Annotated in this window: 21 protein-coding genes; 9 read left to right on the top strand and 12 right to left on the bottom strand. The window is 70.3% G+C overall.

Going from position 1 to position 20,948, the window contains the following annotated elements; all coding sequences use genetic code 11:
• Positions 1-63: 63 nt before the first annotated feature.
• The gene (locus tag N8I84_RS25215) at positions 64-333 is read right to left on the bottom strand and encodes a hypothetical protein (protein WP_263231700.1); all 270 of its coding nucleotides are present in this window, start codon (positions 331-333) and stop codon (positions 64-66) included.
• Between the two features lie 6 nt (positions 334-339).
• On the bottom strand, positions 340-1,218 hold the full coding sequence (gene mca, locus N8I84_RS25210) for a mycothiol conjugate amidase Mca (protein ID WP_263231699.1): 879 nt from the start codon (positions 1,216-1,218) through the stop codon (positions 340-342).
• A 159-nt stretch (positions 1,219-1,377) separates the two neighbouring features.
• Between mca and N8I84_RS25205 the strand changes: the two genes are divergently transcribed.
• Both N8I84_RS25205 and greA read left to right on the top strand, forming a co-directional pair.
• Entirely contained in the window at positions 1,378-1,776 is a 399-nt protein-coding gene (locus tag N8I84_RS25205; RefSeq protein WP_263231697.1) for a DUF4307 domain-containing protein, read from the top strand.
• A 168-nt stretch (positions 1,777-1,944) separates the two neighbouring features.
• Complete coding sequence (gene greA, locus N8I84_RS25200; RefSeq protein WP_200419021.1) at positions 1,945-2,442, top strand: transcription elongation factor GreA; 498 nt, start codon at positions 1,945-1,947, stop codon at positions 2,440-2,442.
• A gap of 132 nt (positions 2,443-2,574) precedes the next feature.
• On the opposite strand, the gene N8I84_RS25195 is transcribed toward greA, so the two are convergent.
• The 3 genes from N8I84_RS25195 to ilvA form a co-directional block, all read right to left on the bottom strand.
• A complete protein-coding gene (locus N8I84_RS25195) occupies positions 2,575-3,426 on the bottom strand; it encodes an ABC transporter permease (RefSeq protein ID WP_263231695.1) in 852 nt (283 codons plus the stop codon).
• Positions 3,423-4,433 (bottom strand): ATP-binding cassette domain-containing protein, encoded by a 1,011-nt coding sequence (locus tag N8I84_RS25190; RefSeq protein WP_263231694.1) that lies wholly within the window; start codon positions 4,431-4,433, stop codon positions 3,423-3,425. The genes N8I84_RS25195 and N8I84_RS25190 overlap by 4 nt, the downstream gene beginning before the upstream one ends.
• Positions 4,434-4,611: 178 nt before the next feature.
• Positions 4,612-5,841, bottom strand: coding sequence for a threonine ammonia-lyase (gene ilvA, locus N8I84_RS25185; RefSeq protein ID WP_263231693.1), 1,230 nt, complete (start codon positions 5,839-5,841; stop codon positions 4,612-4,614).
• 164 nt (positions 5,842-6,005) lie between these two features.
• On the opposite strand from ilvA, the gene N8I84_RS25180 reads away from it, so the two are divergent.
• The 3 genes from N8I84_RS25180 to N8I84_RS25170 all read left to right on the top strand — a co-directional run bounded on the left by N8I84_RS25180 (position 6,006) and on the right by N8I84_RS25170 (position 7,559).
• Complete coding sequence (locus tag N8I84_RS25180; protein ID WP_390899052.1) at positions 6,006-6,521, top strand: MarR family winged helix-turn-helix transcriptional regulator; 516 nt, start codon at positions 6,006-6,008, stop codon at positions 6,519-6,521.
• Positions 6,522-6,718: 197 nt separating this feature from the next.
• On the top strand, positions 6,719-7,222 hold the full coding sequence (locus N8I84_RS25175) for a sigma factor-like helix-turn-helix DNA-binding protein (RefSeq protein WP_263231690.1): 504 nt from the start codon (positions 6,719-6,721) through the stop codon (positions 7,220-7,222).
• An 88-nt stretch (positions 7,223-7,310) separates the two neighbouring features.
• Positions 7,311-7,559, top strand: coding sequence for a hypothetical protein (locus tag N8I84_RS25170; protein ID WP_263231688.1), 249 nt, complete (start codon positions 7,311-7,313; stop codon positions 7,557-7,559).
• Positions 7,560-7,580: 21 nt separating this feature from the next.
• Here N8I84_RS25170 and N8I84_RS25165 read toward each other — a convergent pair whose 3' ends face one another.
• Positions 7,581-8,735, bottom strand: coding sequence for a cystathionine gamma-synthase (locus tag N8I84_RS25165; RefSeq protein WP_263231686.1), 1,155 nt, complete (start codon positions 8,733-8,735; stop codon positions 7,581-7,583).
• 207 nt (positions 8,736-8,942) lie between these two features.
• On the opposite strand from N8I84_RS25165, the gene N8I84_RS25160 reads away from it, so the two are divergent.
• On the top strand, positions 8,943-10,061 hold the full coding sequence (locus tag N8I84_RS25160) for a hypothetical protein (RefSeq protein ID WP_263231684.1): 1,119 nt from the start codon (positions 8,943-8,945) through the stop codon (positions 10,059-10,061).
• Between the two features lie 151 nt (positions 10,062-10,212).
• Here the strand turns inward: N8I84_RS25160 and N8I84_RS25155 are convergent, their stop codons facing one another.
• Positions 10,213-10,707 carry a dirigent protein gene (locus N8I84_RS25155; protein WP_263231683.1) on the bottom strand — a complete coding sequence of 165 codons (495 nt, stop codon included), beginning with the start codon at positions 10,705-10,707 and terminating at the stop codon, positions 10,213-10,215.
• A gap of 361 nt (positions 10,708-11,068) precedes the next feature.
• On the opposite strand from N8I84_RS25155, the gene N8I84_RS25150 reads away from it, so the two are divergent.
• Positions 11,069-11,248, top strand: coding sequence for a hypothetical protein (locus N8I84_RS25150; protein ID WP_263231682.1), 180 nt, complete (start codon positions 11,069-11,071; stop codon positions 11,246-11,248).
• 139 nt (positions 11,249-11,387) lie between these two features.
• On the top strand, positions 11,388-11,996 hold the full coding sequence (locus tag N8I84_RS25145; RefSeq protein WP_263231681.1) for a DUF2637 domain-containing protein: 609 nt from the start codon (positions 11,388-11,390) through the stop codon (positions 11,994-11,996).
• A gap of 78 nt (positions 11,997-12,074) precedes the next feature.
• On the opposite strand, the gene N8I84_RS25140 is transcribed toward N8I84_RS25145, so the two are convergent.
• The 4 genes from N8I84_RS25140 to N8I84_RS25125 form a co-directional block, all read right to left on the bottom strand.
• Positions 12,075-13,664 (bottom strand): S8 family serine peptidase, encoded by a 1,590-nt coding sequence (locus N8I84_RS25140; RefSeq protein ID WP_263231680.1) that lies wholly within the window; start codon positions 13,662-13,664, stop codon positions 12,075-12,077.
• A gap of 276 nt (positions 13,665-13,940) precedes the next feature.
• Positions 13,941-14,417, bottom strand: a complete 477-nt coding sequence (locus N8I84_RS25135; RefSeq protein ID WP_263231679.1) for a hypothetical protein — start codon at positions 14,415-14,417, stop codon at positions 13,941-13,943.
• 254 nt (positions 14,418-14,671) lie between these two features.
• Entirely contained in the window at positions 14,672-15,058 is a 387-nt protein-coding gene (locus tag N8I84_RS25130; RefSeq protein WP_103840070.1) for a VOC family protein, read from the bottom strand.
• A gap of 162 nt (positions 15,059-15,220) precedes the next feature.
• Positions 15,221-16,261, bottom strand: a complete 1,041-nt coding sequence (locus tag N8I84_RS25125; protein ID WP_263231677.1) for an NAD(P)-dependent alcohol dehydrogenase — start codon at positions 16,259-16,261, stop codon at positions 15,221-15,223.
• 166 nt (positions 16,262-16,427) lie between these two features.
• Between N8I84_RS25125 and N8I84_RS25120 the strand changes: the two genes are divergently transcribed.
• Entirely contained in the window at positions 16,428-17,351 is a 924-nt protein-coding gene (locus N8I84_RS25120) for a helix-turn-helix domain-containing protein (protein WP_263231675.1), read from the top strand.
• A gap of 108 nt (positions 17,352-17,459) precedes the next feature.
• Here N8I84_RS25120 and N8I84_RS25115 read toward each other — a convergent pair whose 3' ends face one another.
• Positions 17,460-20,696 (bottom strand): S8 family peptidase, encoded by a 3,237-nt coding sequence (locus tag N8I84_RS25115; RefSeq protein WP_263231673.1) that lies wholly within the window; start codon positions 20,694-20,696, stop codon positions 17,460-17,462.
• Positions 20,697-20,948: the final 252 nt, after the last annotated feature.

Genomic DNA, 20,948 nt, shown 5'->3' with positions numbered 1-20,948 from the left:
CAAGCTCATCCCGAGGCGAGAGCAGCCGGGGACGAGCAGGGAGCCGCCGGCTCGGCTGAGCCGTCAGCCCTGCTGAGCCTTGGGCGTGCCCTTGGCCGCCGCCGTGCCCGAGCCCTTCTTCCCGGCTTCCTCGCTCGAGGCATCGGCGTCCTCCTCGAAGGACACCTTGCCCATGTGCTTGTTCATGGACTTCATCAGTCCCCACACGGCCAGTGCCATCACCGCGAAGACGATGAAGCCGAGGACACCGGGGGTGACCTTGTTCTCGTCGACCTCGGCCAGCGGCACCAGGTGCGTCACAGCCAGGCTCACGCTTGCGCTCATGTCAGGCATTGTCCCTCAGGACCGGCGGACGCCTGCAAAGAGGTCGTCCTCCGGGAGCGAGGTGTCCACGAGCGACTTCGCAAGCTCGTACTCCTCCGTCGGCCAGATCTCCTTCTGGAGTTCCAGCGGGACCCGGAACCAGCCGCCGTCGGGGTCGATCTGCGTGCGGTGCGCGATCAGCGCCTTGTCGCGGATCTCGAAGAAGTCGGCGCAGGGGATGTGGGTGGTCAGGGTGCGCTCGGCGCGGTTGAACTCGTCCCACCGCTTCAGCCACTCCCCGTACGGGGACTCCAGCCCACGCTCGAGCAGCGCCTTGTGCAGGGCCTCGGTGCGGGGCCGGTTGAAGCCCTGGTTGTAGTACAGCTTCAGCGGCTGCCACGCGGGGCCGAACTCCGCCTCCGGGTACTTCTCGGTGTCCGCCGCGCCCTCGAACGCCACCATCGAGATCTTGTGGGTCATGATGTGGTCGGGGTGCGGGTAGCCGCCGTTCTCGTCGTAGGTGGTGATCACCTGCGGGCGGAAGTCGCGGATCTTGCGGACCAGCTCGCCGGCCGCCTTGTCGACGTCCTCCAGCGCGAAGCAGCCCTCCGGCAGCGGGGGCAGCGGATCGCCCTCGGGCAGACCCGAGTCGACGAAGCCCAGCCACTCCTGCTTGACGCCGAGGATCTCGCGGGCCTCGTCCATCTCCTTCTTGCGTACCTCGTGGATGTGCTCCTCGATGTACTTGTCGCCCTGGAGCTTCGGGTTGAGGATGGAGCCGCGCTCCCCGCCCGTGCAGGTCACCACGAGCACGTCCACCCCCTCGGACACGTACTTCGCCATGGTGGCCGCGCCCTTGCTCGACTCGTCGTCGGGGTGGGCGTGCACGGCCATCAGTCGCAGTTGGTCAGTCAAGACTCGATCCTCGGTCAGTCGGCAAGTCGGCGCCCGGTGTGATGCGGCGCGATGGGCGGCTTCTATAGTGACCGAACCGGGGGGCGAAAAAATTCCGGGCCCGGTCCCCGGACGTCCTTTTCGGGACATCCGTCCCGGCCCCCGGTCGAGAGGACGATCATGACCACGGTGAGCACGCGGCTGCCCGAGGACCGCTACGGGCGCTCCTCGGACGAGCGCGCCGACCGCACGCTCAAGATCGTCGGCAGTGCGCTGGGAGCGGTGCTCCTCGCGCTCGTCGGCTGGTTCGCGTACCACTATGTCGGCCAGAACGAGATCAGCGGCCAGGTCATCACGTTCGAGGCCTCGCAGGACACGGTCAAGGCCCACCTGGAGGTACGCAAGGACGCCGACGCCACCGGCTACTGCACCCTGCGGTCCCAGGCGGCGGACGGAACCGAGGTGGGCCGCGCGGACTTCCGTTTCGGCGGGCACGCCACAGAGATCGACAAGGTCGTCACGCTGCGCACCACCGCGCCGGGGACGACGGCGGAGCTGCTGGGCTGTCACGCCGACTGACATCACTCGTGTCGCGTAGCCGCTGACCTGCGTTGACGTAATTCTGATGGCTTATGTCCTCCCCCTTTCGCCGGTGAATTGTTAGGCTCGTGGTTTCGCCCACCCATGGAGGAACATGCTTCTGGGTAGGGCGATGCTTTGTATTCCAAGTACCGACGAGGAGCACCTGTGACCCAGACCAGCGAGAACGTCACCTGGCTGACCCAGGAGGCGTACAACCAGCTCAAGGCCGAGCTGGAGTACCTTTCTGGTCCTGCGCGCACGGAGATCGCCGCCAAGATCGCGGCCGCGCGCGAGGAGGGCGACCTGCGTGAGAACGGCGGGTACCACGCGGCCAAGGAGGAGCAGGGCAAGCAGGAGCTCCGTGTGCGCCAGCTGACCCAGCTCCTGGAGAACGCCAAGGTCGGCGAGGCTCCGGCGGCCGAGGGCGTGGTGGCACCGGGCATGGTCGTCACGATCGCCTTCGACGGTGACGAGGACGACACCGTGACCTTCCTGCTGGCCTCGCGCGAGTACGCGAGCGGCGACATCGAGACCTACTCGCCGCAGTCCCCGCTGGGCACGGGCGTGAACGGCAAGAAGGTCGGCGAGGACGCCGAGTACGAGCTGCCGAACGGCAAGAAGGCCATGGTGCGCATCCTCAAGGCCGAGCCCTACCAGGGCTGAGCCTTCTCCCGACACTTCGCGGCCCCTGGGCGCTTCGGGCGCGCCCCGGGGCCTCGTCGTGTCCGGAGGCCTTGTCACCCCGGGGCCGAGAGCCGGTGGCCTCCGGCCGAGCCGCCGGAGGCCACCGTGGTGTCATGCCGTCGCCGAGCGGTACTTGCGGACCGCGAGCGTACGGAAGACCAGGAGGATCACCACCGACCAGATCAGCGAGGCCCACACGGGGTGCTGCATGGGCCAGGCGTCGGGCGTCCGGAAGCCCGGGGGAAGGTTCCCGAACAGCTCGCGGCACGCCTGCACGGTGGCGCTGAACGGGTTCCACTCGGCGATGTGCCGCAGGAAGGACGGCATCTGGTTCGCGTCCACGAACGCGTTCGAGATGAAGGTCAGCGGGAACAGCCAGATCAGGCCGCCCGAGGTCGCCGCTTCGGGAGTGCGCACGGACAGGCCGATCAGCGCGCCGATCCACGAGAACGCGTAACCGAGCAGCAGGAGCAGGCCGAATCCGGCGAGCACCTTGCCGAAGTTCTCGTGCGCGCGCCAACCGACGATCAGGGCGACGACCGCCAGGACCACGAGGGTGAGCGCCGTCTGCACCAGGTCGGCGATGGTACGGCCGGTCAGCACCGCGCCCCGTGCCATCGGCAGGGAGCGGAAGCGGTCGATGAGGCCCTTGTGCATGTCGTCGGCGATGCCCGCGCCCGCGCCCGCCGTCGCGAACGTGACGGTCTGGGCGAAGATGCCGGCCATCAGGAACTCGCGGTAGGCCTGGGTGGTGCTGGACGAGCCGACCTGGATCGAGCCGCCGAACACGTAGGTGAACAGCACCACGAACATGATCGGCTGGATCAGCCCGAAAATGAGCATCTCGGGAATCCGGCCCATGCGAATCAGATTCCGCTGGGCGACGACCAGTGAGTCGCGGACGGACTGGACGACGGGGTTGGCGGGCGCCGCGACGGGCACGGCGTCGGTTCCGGCACTCACTTGGCGGTCTCCTTGGTGCGCTTGCGGGCCTTGGGGTCCTCGGCCGCGCCGTTCTCCTCGGGCTTCTCCTCGGCGGCGTGGCCGGTCAGGGACAGGAAGACGTCGTCGAGGGTGGGGCGGCGCAGCCCGATGTCGTCCATCTCGATGCCGCGGCTGTCCAGCTCGCGGATGATCTCGGCGAGCAGCTTGGCGCCGCCGACGACCGGCACCGTGAGCTTGCGGGTGTGCTCCTCGACCGTGGTGTCGGCCTTGCCGAAGCGGCCCAGCACCTCGGCGGCGGTGGCGATGTGCTCGCGCTCGTGCACCACGACCTCGACGCGCTCACCGCCCGTGCGTGCCTTGAGCTGGTCGGAGGTGCCGCGTGCGATGACGCGGCCGTGGTCGACGACGGCGATGTCGTGCGCCAGATGGTCGGCCTCTTCGAGGTACTGGGTGGTCAGCAGCAGCGTCGTGCCGTCGGAGACGAGCTGCTTGATGACCTCCCACAGCTGCTGGCGGTTGCGCGGGTCGAGACCGGTCGTCGGCTCGTCCATGAACATCACGGGCGGCCGGACCACCAGGGCGGCTGCGAGGTCGAGGCGGCGGCGCATACCGCCGGAGTACGTCTTGGTGGGGCGGTCGGCGGCGTCCGTGAGGTGGAACTGCTCCAGCAGCTCGGCCGCCCGCTGCTTCGCCGCCTTGCCGCGCATCTGGTAGAGCCGGCCCACCATCTGGAGGTTCTCGCGGCCGGTCAGGTACTCGTCGACCGCGGCGAACTGCCCTGACAGGCCCACCGAGCGACGCACCGCGTCCGGGTCCTTCAGCACGTCGATGCCCGCGACGAGCGCCCTGCCGCTGTCGGGGCGCAGCAGGGTGGTCAGGCAGCGGACGGTGGTGGTCTTGCCCGCGCCGTTGGGCCCGAGGAGGCCGAGCACGGTGCCCTGGGGGACGTCGAGGTCGACGCCGTCCAGAGCCCTTACGTCGCCGAAGGTCTTCACCAGGCCTTCGGCATGGATGGCGCCTGGCATATGAGTTCTCCACGTCGTCGGAAAAAACGGCGAGCCGCCGGGGACAGGGGTATGGCAAAGTACGCGCAAAACGCGATGAGGGCGAGACCCGTCACAAGGTGACGAGACACACACCATAACGCGATGTATCGCGTCTCTCAACAGATTTTCGCCACTGCTTCCGACACCGCCCCCGACCTCAGTCGATGACGGTGTAGCCCGCCTCCCGCAGCGCGTGCCCGACCTCCACGCAGTGCTCCGGGCCCTTCGTCTCGAGGTGCAGCTCCACCTCCGCCTCCGTCAGCCCGAGCCGGGGATCGGTCCGCACGTGGCTCACGTCGAGGACATTGGCGTCCACCAGCGACAGCACCCCGAGAAGCGTCGCCAAGGCACCCGGGCGGTCGGTCAGCCGCAGCCGTACGGCCAGGTAACGGCCCTGCGCGGCCATGCCGTGCCGCAGGATGCGCTGCAGCAGCACCGGGTCGACGTTGCCGCCGGACAGCACCGCGACCACCGGGCCCTCGAAGGCGTCCGGATCGCTCAGCAGCGCCGCGACCGGGCTCGCGCCGGCCGGCTCGACGACCAGCTTGGCCCGCTCCATGCAGAGCAGCACCGCGGCGGACAGCGCGTCCTCGGACACCGTGCGGACCTCGTCGACCAGATCTCGGACGATACGGAACGGCACGTCACCGGGCCGCCCCACCCTGATGCCGTCGGCCATGGTCGCCGCGCTCTCGACCGACACCGGCCGCCCGGCCGCCAGCGAGGGCGGGTACGCGGCCGCGCCCTGCGCCTGCACGCCCACCACCCGCACGTCCGGCCGCAGCGCCTTCACCACGGTCGCGATGCCCGCGACGAGCCCGCCGCCGCCGGTGCCGACGACGATCGTGCGCACATCGGGGCACTGCTCCAGGATCTCCAGGCCCACCGTCCCCTGACCCGCGATGATGTCCGGGTGGTCGAACGGGTGGATGAACACCGCGCCCGTCTCCGCCGCGTACTCCTGCGCGGCGGCCAGCGTCTCGTCCACCACCTGGCCGTACAGCCGTACGTCAGCGCCGTACTCGCGGGTCGCGCTGATCTTCGGCAGCGGGGCGCCCTTCGGCATGAACACCGTGGAGCGCACACCGAGCAGCGCGGAGGCGAGGGCCACGCCCTGCGCGTGGTTGCCCGCGCTCGCGGCGACGACTCCCGCGGCACGCTCCTCGGGCAGCAGTCCCGCGATGCGCACGTACGCGCCGCGCAGCTTGAACGACCCGGTCCGCTGGAGGTTCTCGCACTTCAGGTGCACCGGGGCGCCGACCAGCTGGGACAGGTGCCTGCTGCCCTCCATGGCGGTGACACGTGCGACGCCCGAGAGCATCTTCTGGGCGCCCCGGACGTCGTCCGGCGTCACCGTCGGCAGGGAGTCGGCCGTGCTGTAGTTCATGACCACCAGTCTCGCAGTTCACGCCCGTCCGCAGCGGGTGTGACCAAGGCGCGGAACGGGTTTGCACAGCCCTGGTACGTCTTGCGCCCCGGCCGCGTACCCTGTCCCCCAACCCAGCTCCCCACGCACGAAGTGAGCCCCCGGCGATGCCCACAACACCTGAGATGTCGATGGACATGACCGAGATGAGCGCTGTCGGTGACACCGGTCTTCTGGACACGCTGCAGCACGAGGTCGCGGTGTTCGCGCGCCGTGCCGAGCAGACGCGGCTCGGCGGGGTCGGGCAGGTGCGCAACTCCATGGACCGTGCCGCGTACCTGCTGCTCAACCGCTTGGACAAGGAAGGCCCCATGGGCGTCAAGGCGCTCGCCGCGAGCATGGGCATCGATTCCTCGACGGTCACCCGGCAGGTCGCCCCGCTGGTCGACACCGGTCTCGTCAAGCGCACCTCGCACCCGGAGGACGGTCGCGCGGTGGTGCTCCAGCTGTCGCCGCGCGGGCTGTCCCGGCTCGAGGAGGTACGTTCCTCCAGACGCCAACTCATGGCCGAACTGACGCACGACTGGGCGCCGGAGGAACGCGAGACGTTCACCGCGCTCCTCACCCGCTTCAATGGCGCGCTCTCCGCCCGGCAGGGCACGCAGGGTGTCGCAGGACCGGAGTCCCAGCCGGCGTCCTGAGCCTCGCACGCGTACGCCGTGACGCCGACACACGCGCGTGCGGGTGCTCCAAGGCTCTTGACCCGGGGGGCGCCGCCGGTCTCCTATGAGAGCGGGTCCCTGTCGTCCGTACGCCGTCCGGTGTGCCGCACGCCCTCGACGTCGTACGTACGCGACGGGTCCCGTCCCCTCACGGTCACCCTCAGGCGGGAGGCGCGGTGCGAGAACGGCATGCGTCCCACGGTGCCCGCCGGGCCCGGGAGTTCCAGGCGTTCGTCGCGGGCGCTGCCGGGCGGCTGCTGCACGCCGCGACCCTGCTCACCGCGGAGGCCCCCGACGACAACCCGCGCGCACGGCGCCTGTTGACGCTGGCCCTCGCGCAGACGTACGCCTCCTGGGACCGGCTGCGCGGCGAGGACCCCTACGCCCGGGCACGCCAGCACCTGGCCACCCGCTTCGCGCGCGAGGCGTGGCACCAGTACGGGGCGATCGGCCGGCACCGGCCGGCCCCGTGCAGCCCGCTGGTGAACCTGACGCCGCAGGAACGGCTGATCCTCGTCCTGAGGATGTACGAGGGGGTCGCCGAGGAACAGACGGCGGCGCTGCTCGGCCTGCCCGTCGAGCGGGTCCGGGCCATCTGCGCCCGGGCGATGGCGACACTGCTGCATCCCCCGGCGAGGACGGCGCCGGCGAGGACGGCACCGGAGGTGGCGCCGTCGTGACCGTGCCGTACGCGGACGTGCGCGGCCCCCGGCCCTCCGCGCACCGCCGAAGTGCCCTTCGCGGGCCGTGCGCCCGAGGAGGTGCCCGGTGAACGTGTCCGAACGGGAGGCGACCGTGCGGCGGATGCTGGAGCGGACACCGCCACCGGTGCCGCCGGACCTGTACGGGGACGTGGTGCGGCGCGGCAGCCGCCTGCTGCGCCGCCGCACGGTGGCCCTCCGTGTGCTCTGGCTGGCCCTGCTGGCCGCGGCGCTCGCCTTCACCGTATGGGCGTCGCTCGCCCGCCCCTGGGTGGAGCCGCCGTCGACGACGACTCCACCGATCAGCGACTGGTGAGGCCGAGGGTGAGGCGGTGCCTCAGCCGAGGGCCTGCTTCAGGTCCTCCAGCAGGTCGTCGACGTTCTCGATGCCCACGGAGAGGCGGACCAGGTCGGCGGGGACCTCGAGGGCCGAGCCGGCCGCGGACGCGTGCGTCATGCGCCCCGGGTGCTCGATCAGGGACTCCACACCGCCGAGCGACTCGCCGAGAGTGAACACCTCGGCCCGGTTGCAGACCTCGACGGCCGCCTCCTCGCCGCCCTCCACCCGGAAGGACACCATGCCGCCGAACGCCTTCATCTGCTTCGCCGCGACCTCGTGACCGGGGTGCTCCGGCAGGCCCGGGTACAGGACGCGCTTCACGCGCGGGTGCCCGCCGAGCATGTCGGCGACCTTGGTGGCGTTCTCGCTGTGCCGGTCCATGCGCACGGCGAGCGTCTTCGTGCCGCGCAGCACCAGCCAGGAGTCGAACGGGCCGGCGACCGCGCCCATCGCGTTCTGGTGGTACGCCAGCTGCTCGCCGAGCTCCTGGTCGTTCACGATCAGTGCCCCGCCGACGACGTCGGAGTGGCCGCCCATGTACTTGGTCAGGGAGTGCACGACGACGTCCGCGCCGAGCGCGAGCGGCTGCTGGAGGTAGGGGGTGGCGAACGTGTTGTCGACGACGAGCCGGGCGCCCGCGTCACGGGCGATCTGAGCGACGGCGGCGATGTCGGTGATGCCGAGCAGCGGGTTGGAGGGGGTCTCCACCCACACGACCTTCGTCCTCGGGGTGAGGGCGGCCCGCACGGCGGCCGGGTCGCTGGTGTCGGCGACCGACCACTCGACGCCCCACCGGGAGACGACCTTGGCGAACAGGCGGAACGTACCGCCGTAGGCGTCGTTCGGGATCACCACGTGGTCGCCGGGGGCGAGCAGCGTACGCAGCAGGCAGTCCTCGGCCGCCAGTCCGGACGCGAACGCGAGGCCTCGCCGGCCGCCCTCCAGGGCGGCGAGGTTCTCCTCCAGGGCGGTGCGGGTGGGGTTGGCGCTGCGGCTGTACTCGTAGCCGCCGCGCAGCCCGCCGACGCCGTCCTGCTTGTAGGTGGAGACCTGGTAGATCGGCGGGACGACCGCGCCCGTGAGGGGGTCGGCAGTGTTCCCCGCGTGAATCGCGAGGGTCTCGAAGTGCTGACTGATGTGCCTGTCGCTCATGGGCTCCGAGGGTAGTGCGCCGACGGCCCGGACGCGGGATCGCGAGGCCGGGCGCCCCGGAACGGGGCCGCCGCAGCTGGGAACGGTGCCCTCCGCAGCCGGAATCGGGGGCCGCCGCACCCGGGAACGGGCCCGGGCGGCGGGGTTTTCCACAGGCGCGGCGACCGGGATGGCCAAGTGTCGGACCGGTCTGGTTCGCTTGGGCCCATGGTGATTCTTTGGGTCCTGATGGCACTGGCCCTGTTCAGCATGGTCCTGCTCCCCGTCCTCATGCGCCGGCGAGCGGGCATCCAACAGGTCTCGCCGGGCGACCCGGACGCCGCGGACCCGGCGAACTACGGGTTCGTGCGCCAGGAGGAGCTGGACGTCCGCATGCCCGGCCCCGACGAGGACCTGCTGGACGTCCTGGACGTGGTGCAGCACACGCAGGACTACCGCGCGGCCGCCCAGCTCCTGGCCGGTACGGAGGCGGAGGGCGAGACGCGCTGGCAGCGCGTGCAGGCCTTCGCGGGCGCGGCGTCCCTGGAGCTGCAGCAGCGGCCCGGCGGCGTGAGCGAGACGCCGGGCGGACAGTGGCTGCGGGTGTGGCGGGCCGAGGCGTCCAAGGACGCGGGGGGCGCGGCGGTGCACGCGGAGTTCCTGGTGCAGCAGGCGTGGCGCACGTCGACGCCGGGGACGGAGGACTTCCGCATCATCATGGAGGAGGCCAGGTCGGCGTGCGGGGAGGCGGCGCTGCTGGCCCCCGGCGACCCGGTCCCCTACATCGTCGAGCTGTCCGTGGCCCGCGGCCTTGCCTACCCGCAGCCCGAGTTCGAGCAGCTGTGGCTGAAGATCCTCGACCGGGCGCCCACCCACATGGGCGCGCACCTGGCGGCGCTGCACTACTGGTGCGAGAAGTGGCACGGCTCGCGGGAGCTGGCGTACTCCTTCGCGGAGGCGGCCGCGGCACGCGCCCCGCAGGGTTCGCTTCTCGCGGCCATGCCCCTGTTCGCGGTCTTCGAGCACCTTCCCGAGGTGAACCTGGTCAGCAGCTTCTACCGGAGCGAGGTCGTGACGAAGGCCATCCACGGCGCGCTGCACGCGGTGCACTCGGCCCGCCCCGACGACCCGATGCTGGCGCACGTCCGCCATCTGCTGGTGTTCTTCCTGGTGCGCAGCGAGCGCTGGGCGGAGGCGATGGCCCAGCTCGTCCACATCGACGGCCACGTGGGCGCGTTGCCCTGGACCCTGACCGCCGATCCGGCGGCGGACTACGCGGTGTACCGGGCGCTGGCTGTGGCCGGGTACGAGGCGAACGGGGGGAGCCCGGCGACCCTGTCGCGCTGAGCCGGTCGACGGCCCGCGACGGCTTCGAGTGGGCACTGCGCAACGCGCGCCTGTCGACCTACCCACGTGGCTGCGCTCCGATCCGCAGCTGGGGGTCGGGCCGAGGCCGGCGCATCGCCGGCCTCGGTGTCACGGGCTCTGCGTGTAGGGGTCACCGAGTGAGGTGGACGGTGACCTGCGTGTCTGTGCTGCTGATGTTCACGGCGTGGACGTAACCGCCGGCGGTGCGGTAGAGCCCGGTCCCTCCGGTGATCGCGAGATCGACCTCACCCGAACCGGCCGGGGTGACGGAGAACCGCCCCTGAACGGTGATCTGCCCTTGGGCCAGGGTGAAGCTTGCGACGCACTGCAGATCGAAGTGGTCCACCGGGCCGACGCGCGTCAGCGTGCACACCTCTCCGTAGGTTCCGACCGTCGCGCCCTGATTCAGCAGCTCGCCGCTGATGACGAATTCGTCTCCCTGGCTGGGGCCGGAGGGATTCACGTCGACGGAGCTGGTCTGCGTCGACCTGGCCACCAACTGGAAGACCTCTTCGCGTGGGACTCCCGGGCCGCTGCTTCCGGCGGCCGTCGCAGGTGAAGCGCAGGCAAAGGCGATGGCCGTACCGACGGCCACCCCCAGGGAGCGTCGCTTGATCGGCTGCATTCCGGTTCTCCTCGGTAGCGGCTGATGACGGAGCCCGAAGGTATCCACCGTGGCCGCACGACGGTGGGAGCCACCGAAAGGCATCCGGGTGATCACCGCTCAGGCCTCCGGGTGACCTCGGCGGAAGCGCTGCGACACGGAGCCCGGCGAGCGGGATCTCGCTCAGTCACCCAGGGGAGGGCGCCTTCGCGGCGGCTCACCCCGGCGCCTCACGCACCGTGAAATCATATTCACCGAAATACCGTTGCACAGATTTTTGGAATTGCGACGACCGGGTACTGTCATCTGACTGGCGAAACGATTCTCCGTCGATTTATTCCCCCAAATGCCGGATACCTGGGCGCCCGGTGGCGCTCGTTAGGTGATCGTGACTTGGAACGAACCGGAAGATCAGATCCCCGTCGGAAGTGGCGCCGGCTGGCACGAGTCGGCCGGCGGTGACGTGCGCCTCAAGGGCTGTTCCGACCTTCTTGAAGACTTCCTCAAGAAGATCAGCGACATGGAGAGCGAATACCTGCGCGCTCTGGACGGAGCATCCTGATACAGAGCTCGGAGGAACTTCGAGAATGGACAGGCTTCAAGGCGAGCCAAGCCTCTACGACTTTCAGTTCGCCCTGAGATCCGATCATGATGTGCTCGGCCAGCACTCTTATCATGTCGATCCCCTTGAGACGCATCCCGTGTGGAGCGCCCCCGGCCCGGACATCGCGCCGAACGGCTGGGACCCCGACGAAGAGCTGGCCCAGATGCTCTCCACCGTGTCGGCCGTGGACCCCGCTCCGCCCTCGCTGGACGGCCAGCACCGCCACCGGATCGACCGGCGGCGGCCCCGGCCGGCCCACCACATCCTTGACGGCGGTCAGCGGCTCAGCCCCGTCACGCTCCTGGTCGCCACGATCGCCGCGTGCGCGGTGGCGATGCTGGGCTGGTCCACCGCCTACTCCTACAACCAGCTGCGCGAGATCGCCGCCACGGTCCTGCCGGCGCCGCTCGCCCAGTGGTGGCCGCTGACGGTGTACGGACCGTGGTTCGTGGCCGCGCTGTCCATCCTTCGGGCAGCCTTCCAGCACCGCACCGCCCGGCGGTCCTGGTGCGTCATCCTGATCGCCTCCGCGACGGCAGTGGCCCTGTGCATCAGCCACTCCTCGTACTCCGTGCTCTCGATGGTGATCGTCGGGATTCCGCCGATCACCGCCCTGGTGTGCTTCCGGGAGCTCGTCGGCCAGGTGTCGTGCAAGTACCGCCCCCGGCACGCCGCCCCCGGCAAGGAGCCGACCGGCGGCGGCTGACCCAGGACTCCGCGCGAACGACACACACGGATCGGCACCCGCCGCGAGCGAGCGGGTGCCGATCCGTGTGGTGCGCTGTCATCCCGCCATGGACGGGGCGTACGGCGACAGGGCCGGAGCGAGCTGCACACCGGGGGCCAGGCCGAGTGCCACCAGGGCGTCGGGCAGACCGCGTCCGACGCGGGTGGCCTCCAGCGTTCCGGGGGCGGCCAGTTGGCGGCAGCTCCCGGCGATGATCTCGAACAGGTGCTGCACCCGGCCGGGGCCACGCGGCAGCAACTGGCCGTGGAAGTCCTCGTGATGGGCGAGAACGAGGGCGGCGAGGCCGGCGACATGGGCGGAGGCGGTGCCGGTGCCGTCCAGGGCCGTGTAGCCGCCGCGCGGGGCGCACGACAGGACCGCCACTCCGGGGGCGGCCGCGTCCACGCCGGGGCCGTAGCAGCTGAACGGCGCTGCGAACAGCCCTTCGGGGGTCAACTGCGGCCCGACGTGGGTGGCTTGCGAGGTGTCCGGCGGGTACGAGCCGAAGACTCCCAGCGCGCCGACGGTGAACACGGTGGGCAGCGAACCCGGGAAGTTGACCGGGCCACCGGTGTCGCCCGCAGGTGCGACGCAGGCGATGCCCGCCGCGTAGGCGTCGGCGAGTTTGCGGGAGACCAGCGCCGAAGGGTACGGCGTGGCCACCGCGAGATGGGCGATGTCGACCTCGCGCTCGATGCAGTGGTCCAGAGCGGCGATCAGGTCGCTGAAGTGCCCGCCGGGCAGCACCTGGCAGACCTCGATCTCGGCGTCGACGGCGATGCCGATGATCCCCTTGCCGGTGTCCGCGCCGGCGATGATGCCCGCCGCGTGAGTGCCGGTGCCCAGGGTGTCGTGGGCCCAGCCGTTTTCGGTGCCGCGCACGAGATCGACACCGGAGCGCACGCGTTGCCGCAGATCGGGGTGCTCGGTGCTGACGCCCGAACCGATGACCGCGACCCGGACGCCGAAGGCGCGGAACGTGGGCGGCAGCCGGTCCAGGCGCATGGCCTGCTGGCCCCAGCCGTACTGCTGCCGCTGCTCCAGCTCCGGGTAGACCTGGGCCAGCGGGGTGAGGGTGACCAGGTTCTCCTGGGTCGCCGACAGGTCGGGCCGGTGGATCCAGCGGTCGGCGTAACCGCCCGCGGGGCGGACGTAGAGGGACTGGACGGTCTCCGCGGTCTCGGTCGCCAGGGTGAGGGTGACCGTCCCGTCGGCCGCGGTGACGCCCTGGCTCGGCCAGGTCGCCCCGATCAGGAACACCCCCGCGCCCGCCAGCGGTTCACCCTCCGGGCCGCACACGCGCAGCGAGATCTCCGCGGGCTCCTCCAGCGGCATGACCAGCCCCGGATCGCGCAGTGGCAGCACACCCGCGGTCGGCGCGGCGGCGGGTCCGGTTCCGGACAGCGGCAGATCCGGTTCGATGTGCACATGCAGCGACCGCATGGCCGGCACCTGGGCCTCGGCCGCCTCGACGACCGCGATCTCCGGGCATGAGGGGTGCAATCCGGCCGACTTCAGCTTCTCCGGCGACCGGAGTCTGCGGGTCACCGTCACCTCGGGCATACGCTCCAGCCGGTCGCACAGCGCGTCCATGCCGAGTTCGGCGACTCCCGGCGGGAGAAGACTCTGCGGCAGGGGTGTCACCATGTACCGGGCCCGGCGCGGCTGCACCGTGATCGGTGACGGGCCGCCCTTTCTGTGCGGCCCCGTCTCTTTGCCCTCGGGTCCCGTCCCACCGGAAATCGATCCCTCGGACCCGCTCTCCCGGTTGTTTCCGGGTCTTTCCTTGACCATTGCGTCCACCTTCACCACGCCTGCGTCGTTCGTCTGCTCCTGATCCGGTGACGGGCGGCCGCGCTTCCACAGTGATGCGGTGTGCCCGGGAACCGCTCCTGGGCACACCGCATCGCGCGCCGCCGGACGTCAGCCGATACCGAAGGGCATCTGGCCGAAGCCGAAGCCGGGCTGCTGGTACTGCTGCTGGTAGGGCTGACCGAACTGCTGGCCGCCCGCCCCGCCGGGGCCCCACGGCTGCATGCCCTGCTGGCCCTGCTGGCCCTGCTGGCTCTGCTGGACCAGCGTCAGGATCGCGATCGGCAGCGCCTGCTGCACGGACTGCTCCACCGCGTGCCGCACGCCCTGGCGCAGCGTCGTGTGCAGCGCGATGGCCAGGTACGGGTGCGCCTGGTGGGCCATGCCCTGCTGCTGAAGCTGCTGCTGGACCTGCTGGATCTGCTGAAGCGTCTGCTGCATGCGCTGCGCGATCTGCTGGCTCGCCTGCTGACAGGCCTGCTGGATGGTCTGCTGGACGACCTGCGCGATCGGCTGCTGGCCGAACTGCTGCTGGCCGAACTGCTGGCCGAACTGCTGCAGGGGCTGGGTACCGGTCATCACCGACATGAATGCTCCGTTCGATGGCACCAGGGGTGAAAGCCGACATAGAGAACCTATGCGGACTTTGTCGGAAGATCCCGACGCCCTGAAGCTAAGGTGGCGCACTCACGATCGCAATCCGATGACCATCTCGACCGACAGTGCGATGGGACCGGTTCGGTGACGCGCTCGGTGCGCGCCAAGCCCCGCAGCGCAAGGCCGGCGCGGCCGGGACAGGGTTTCGGCCCGGCCGCCCGCTCGCACCTCCAACCGGATGAACCTCAGTCCCCGCCGCTCCCGTACGGCCTGGTCAGAATCTCCATGTTGTGGCCGTTCGGGTCGTCGAAGTACGCGCCCCGGCCGCCGTCGTTGTGGTTGATCTCGCCGGGGCGGTGATGGTATGGGTCCGCCCAGTACCGCAGGCCCCTGTCCCGGATACGGGCGAAGATCACGTCGAAGTCGTCCTCGGAGACCAGGAACGCGTAGTGCTGCGGAGTGATCGAGCCGGTGGTCTCCATGTAGTCCAGCGTCACGCCGTTGGGGATCTCCACCGGGGTGAACGGGCCGAACGGCGGCGCCACCTCCAGGCCCAGCAGGTCGGCGAGGAAACGGGCGGACGCCTCCTTGTCGTGTGCGGCGACGATCGTGTGGTTGAGCTCCACGGACATGGTCGGGCCTCCTGTCCCCCGGTTGCCGGAACCACTTTCCAGGCTAGGCAGCGGGAGGGGGCGGCACATCGGTCTTCGGGCCCACGCCGCTGCGACCTTCGACCGACGACGCACGTGAGGCGGCCACTGGGGCCGCCTCACGTGGTGCTGTCGGGGGGATTCTCAGATGGTGGCCGTGTCGATCACGAACCGGTACCGGACGTCGCTGCTCAGCACCCGCTCGTACGCCTCGTTGATCTCGGAGGCGCTGATCAGTTCGATCTCGGCGCCGATGCCGTGCCCCGCGCAGAAGTCCAGCATCTCCTGCGTCTCACGGATGCCGCCGATCATGGAGCCCGCGAGGGTCTTGCGGCCGCCGATCACCGAGAACAGGTTGAGGGAGATCGGCTCCTCGGGGGCGCCCACATTCACCAGCGCGCCGTCGACCTTGAGCAGCGACAGCAGCGCACCGAAGTCCATCGGCGCCGAGACGGTCGAGACGATCAGGTCGAAAGTGCCCTGCAGCTCCTCGAAGGTCTTCGGGTCGCTGGTGGCGTAGTAGTGGTCGGCGCCCAGCTTCAGCCCGTCGTCCTTCTTGCGCAGGGACTGCGAGAGGACGGTCACCTCGGCGCCCATCGCGTGCGCGATCTTGACGGCCATGTGGCCGAGGCCGCCGAGGCCGACGACGGCGACCTTCTTGCCGGGGCCCGCGTTCCAGTGGGCGAGCGGCGAGTACGTGGTGATGCCCGCGCACAGCAGCGGGGCGGCCACATCGAGGGAGAGGCCGTCCGGGATGCGTACGACGTAGTTCTCGTCCACGACGATCTTCTCGGAGTAGCCGCCGTAGGTGGTCTCGCCGTCCTTGTCGAGGGCGTTGTACGTGCCGACCATGCCCTTGAGGCAGTACTGCTCCTCGCCGCGCAGGCAGTTCTCGCACTCGCGGCAGGAGTCGACCATGCAGCCGACGCCCACGCGGTCGCCGACCTTGAACTTGGTCACGCCGGGGCCGACCTCGGAGACGACGCCCGCGATCTCGTGGCCCGGAACCATCGGGAAGATCGCCTCGCCCCAGCCCTCGCGGACCTGGTGGATGTCCGAGTGGCAGATACCGGCGAACTTGATGTCGATCAGGACGTCGAACTCGCGGACCTCGCGGCGCTCGATGGTGGTGCGCTCGAGCGGGGCCTTCGCGGCGGGTGCGGCGTATGCGGCAACGGTGGTCATGCGGAGTTTCTCCTAGGGGTCGCGCGCCCGGCTGCCTTCCACCGGGCACGGCGTCCAGCCTGCCGGACGGCGGCGGAGGCACCCAGACCACAGCTCTGCCTACGACCGGCCGTCCTACTACTGGCGGGGTCAGGCTCCAGGTCGTACGACCCGGAATACTGGACGTATGGATGAACAGCTCGACTCCCTGCCGGAGCCCGCAGCGGGAGCCGGCCAGGCCCTGGACCGGCGCGCCGAGCTCAGCGAGTTCCTGCGCACCCGCCGGGCCCGGCTCAAGCCGGAGGACGTGGGGCTGCCGGACTTCGGTCGCCACCGCAGGGTGCCCGGGCTCAGGCGCGAGGAGCTGGCGCAGCTGGCAGGCGTGTCCGTGGCGTACTACACACGCCTGGAGCAGGGCAACGGACGGAACGTGTCCGCGGAGGTGCTCGACGCGATCGCCCGCGCATTGCGGCTGACCGACGCCGAGCATGCGCATCTGACGCACCTCGCCAAGCCGAAGGCCCACAAGAAGAAGCCGGCGACCAGGACGCAGCAGGTGCGGGCGGCGCTCAGGCAGCTGCTGGACTCCTTCGACGGGGTTCCGGCGTACATCGTCGGGCGGCATGCGGACATCCTGGCGTGGAACCGGATGGCCGCGGCCGTCTTCGGGGACTGGGCTCAGCTGCCGCCGCAGGAGCGGAACTGGGCGCGGATGACGTTCCTCAAGCCCGAGTACCAGGACCTGTTCGTGGACTGGGAGCAGAAGGCCATCGACATCGTGTGCCAGCTGCGCTACCAGGCAGGGTGTCACCCGGACGATCCGCGGCTGTCGGCGCTGGTCGGAGAGCTGTCGGTGAAGAGCGAGGAGTTCCGGCGGCTGTGGGCGACGCACGACGTCAAGGAGAAGAGCCACGGGCTGAAGCGGTTGCGGCATCCGCTGGTGGGCGACCTCGCGCTGCACTTCGAGTCGTTCCGGGTGCCGGACGACGGTGAGCTGGCGCTGGTGACGTACCACGCCGAGCCGGGCTCGGCTTCGGCGGAGGCACTGCGGCTGCTGGCGAGCTGGGGCACGGACGCCACCCGCGCGGGCGCGACCGCGCCGCACGCCTGACGGGCTCGACTCAACCGCGTCGCACCCTCACGGCCGGCGGGCACGACCGCATCGCACGACGGCCCACCGGAGGCATCGCTTCCGGTGGGCCGTCCGCCGTCTAGCGGCTCACTTGGCGTAGAACGCGTTGTAGACGGAGATCGTCGACTTGTTGCCCTTCTTGTCGGCGATCTTGGCGTGGAACGACAGGCCCTGGCCCTTGGCCGGGTTCTTGTAGGTGATCCGGCCGTTCTTGACCGTCAGCTTGGTCCAGGTCCTGCCGTAGTCGTACGACACCCACACCGAGAGCGACCGGAGGTTGCGGCCCGCGGCCGCGCCCTGGACGGTGACCGGGATCGTGACCTTCTTGCCGGCCTCCACACGGCTGTCCGGACCGGTGGTCGCGCCGAAGCGGACGGTCGAGGCGGGCAGCTGGGCGCTGTCCACCTTCTTGGACTTGAACGTCCAGCTCGCGTCGATGCGGGTGGACGCCGCCGCGACCTTCACGCTGCGGATGACCGAGGTCGTCAGCGTGTACGTGGCCTCGGCAGAGGGAACGGCGAAGGGCTTCACGCCGAACAGCGGATCGTCGTTCGTGCCGACCTTGGTGCCGCCCCGGTACAGCGTCGTCTTCACCGACATGAACTCGGACGATCCGGCGTGCCCCTGCCCGTCCGCGAACAGCGGCAGGTACCCGTAGATCTCGTTGCCGACCCGGAAGAGGCCGTAGTCGGAGTTGATCAACGGACCGAAGACCGCGGTGTTGAGGGTCTTGGTGTAGGTCTTGCCGCCGGTGAGGATCTGCGGGCCGCCCAGCGTGTAGTACGCCTCCGGGACCGGGAAGCCGTCCGCGTCCTTCTTGCCGCCGTACTGCGAGAAGTCGAACGTCCACTGCGCCTTGTCACCCGTGGACACGTAGAACGTGCGCGCGCCGCGCAGGTTCTGCTCGACGGAGATGTTGGAGCCGCTGTCGGTCGGTGTCTCGGCGTAGGCGCCGACCGCGCCGGTCTTGCCGCTGCTCGCGGCACCGAGGTTCAGCTTCAGCGTGGCCAGTTCGTCCGCCTTGTAGTGGCGTACGTGCGCGCCCTGAAGCTGCTTGACCGCGGAGCCGGTGAACACGTCGTACTCGGCCGTGCCGCCCTTGGCCCACTGGCCGAACCAGGACTGGGAGAGACCGGAGGGGACCGCCTGGCCGGCCTGCGCCAGGCGGATGTCCGCGAACGACGGAGCGGACAGGGCCAGTCCGGTGCCCGCCGGGTCGTAGACGTACGACACCGTCGCGGACAGCGGCTTGGCCGACGCGTCCGGGACCGTGATGTCGGCGGACCTGGCCTTGTCGAGGTCCAGGGTGATGGCGGTGTCCCTGGTGACGCTCACCTTGGGCTGGACCAGCCAGTCGACGCCGCCCTCGATCGAGGTCGGGTCCTTCATGGACAGGGAGTCCAGCAGGTACGTGCCCTTGGGCACGCGGATCTTCACGGTCGTCGCGGAGCTCTGGGAGAAGTACTCCTTGCCCGCGTCGGCGCCCGAGGCCGCGACCAGGTCGCTGAGGTGGACGGGCGTCTGTCCGTCACGGCCCACGTACTTGAGGGTGACGTCGTACGACTCCGCCTCGCGTTCCACGGCCGCGGCCGTGCGCACGCTCTGGCCGCCGCCCGTCGCCGTCACATACGCCGAGTACGCGCCGTCGACGGTGCCGCCCAGCTTGCTGTTGACGGCTACCGGGACCGACGCCGTGCCGCCCGCCGGGACGGTAACCGTCTTCGCGCCGAGCGTGAAGAAGCCCGAAGGAGCCGCCTGGCCCTTGGGGTTGGTGGTTGTCAGCGACAGCGTGAGGGTGACGGCGGCCTTGCCGGTGTTGCGGTACGTCAGCTGCTTGGTGACCGGCGTGTCGTCGGTGTGCGGCCACTGCGCGGTGCCGAAGCTCAGGGACGACGGGTCGGCGAGCACGGTCTGCCTGATCGCCTTGTCCACGGCTATGCGGCCCGAACCCTGCTGGAACGGCGTGTATTCGCCGCCCTTCGCGGAGCCCGTCAGCGCCGACTTCAGCTCGGCGAACGTCCAGCCGGGGTGCTCCTGCTTGAGGATGGCGGCGGCGCCCGCGACGTGCGGGGTCGCCATCGACGTACCGGAGATGGTCAGGTACCCGGCCGGGTTCTCGCCGACCTCCTGGTCGATGAGGCTGCCCGGGGCCGCGGCGGCGGTGATGTCCACGCCGGGCGCGGTCACATCGGGCTTGATCGCACCGTCGAGGCCGGGGCCACGGCTGGAGAAGTCCGCCAGCCTGTCCTTGTCGTCGACCGCGCCGACCGTGAGCGCGTCGGCCGCGCTGCCCGGGGAGCCGATGGTCTTCTCGCCGCTCTCTCCCTCGTTGCCCGCGGCGATGGCGAACAGGATGCCCTTCTGCTCGGAGAGCTTGTTCACCTCGGCCTCGAGCGGGTCGATGTCGGGCGTGTCGGCGCCGCCCAGGCTGAGGTTGACGATGTCGGCGCCCTGCTGGGCGGCCCACTCCATGCCCGCGAGGATGCCGGAGTCGTCGCCGTAGCCGTCGTCGTCGAGGACCTTGCCGCTGAGGATCTTGGCGCCGGGCGCGACGCCCTTGTACTTGCCGTGCGACTTCGCGCCGGTGCCGGCCACGATGGACGCCACGTGCGTGCCGTGGCCGACCTTGTCGGCGGTGGTGGCGGAGGTGGAGAAGTTCTCGGCCTCGATCACCTGGCCCTTGAGGTCCGGGTGGTCGGCGTAGACGCCCGTGTCCAGCACGGCGACCTTGACGCCCTTGCCGGTGTAGCCCGCGGCCCAGGCCGCCGGGGCGCCGATCTGCGGCACGGACTTGTCGAGGCTCGCCTTGCGGACGCCGTCGAGCCAGACGTGCGCGATGCCGGAGGCGGTGGCGTCGCCGTCGGTGACGGCCTTCCACAGCTCGGCCGCGTCCCGCTGGGGCGTGAGGACCGCGTCGGCGTTCAGGGACGTGAGGGTCCGGCGGAGCGTGCCCGCCTCGCGGACGTCGGCCTTCGCGGTACGGGCGGCGCCCTTGTAGCCGACGATGACCTTCAGGCCGTTCTTCTGGTCCGCGCGGGTCCGCGACGAGTTGAGCTCGGTGACGTCGAACAGGCGCCGGTCGATCTTCCCCTCGGCGATCAGAGCGGCCGCGTCGGTCGGCACCACGTAGGTGTGTCCGGCGGCCTTGCGGACCTGAACCGGAACGTTCTCGCGGCCCTTCGCCCGCTCCAGGCCCACGACACGGCCCTTGGCGTCGACGACGACGCGGTCACCGGTGATGAGAGTGATCCGGTGCTGAGCCGTCAGGCCGCCGGCGGGGCCGTGGGCCGCGGGGGCGGGCTTCGCCGACGCCGGGCTGGTCATGCCCGCCGCCAACGCCACGGCGGCCGCTGTTGCGACGGTCGCCGCGCATGCTCTTTTCACTTGTCTGCGCAAGACTCCCCCTGGAGATGAGGTGCCGGGCGAATCCCCGTTCACCCGGCCGGGGGTGGTCTCGTGCATGCACACGTCATCCCCCGGATCACGCAGTATGTCGGGGGATGATCAACGCCTCAATACGGGGGCCGTAACGACTTGCACCGGCCGGGCGTCCACGAGACGACCTGCCGAACGTCC

Origin of the sequence: Streptomyces cynarae (assembly GCF_025642135.1) — a bacterium.
Classification (GTDB): domain Bacteria; phylum Actinomycetota; class Actinomycetes; order Streptomycetales; family Streptomycetaceae; genus Streptomyces; species Streptomyces cynarae.
The sequence above is the reverse complement of the archived record's forward strand: the minus strand, read 5'-3'. Positions and strand labels throughout refer to the sequence as shown.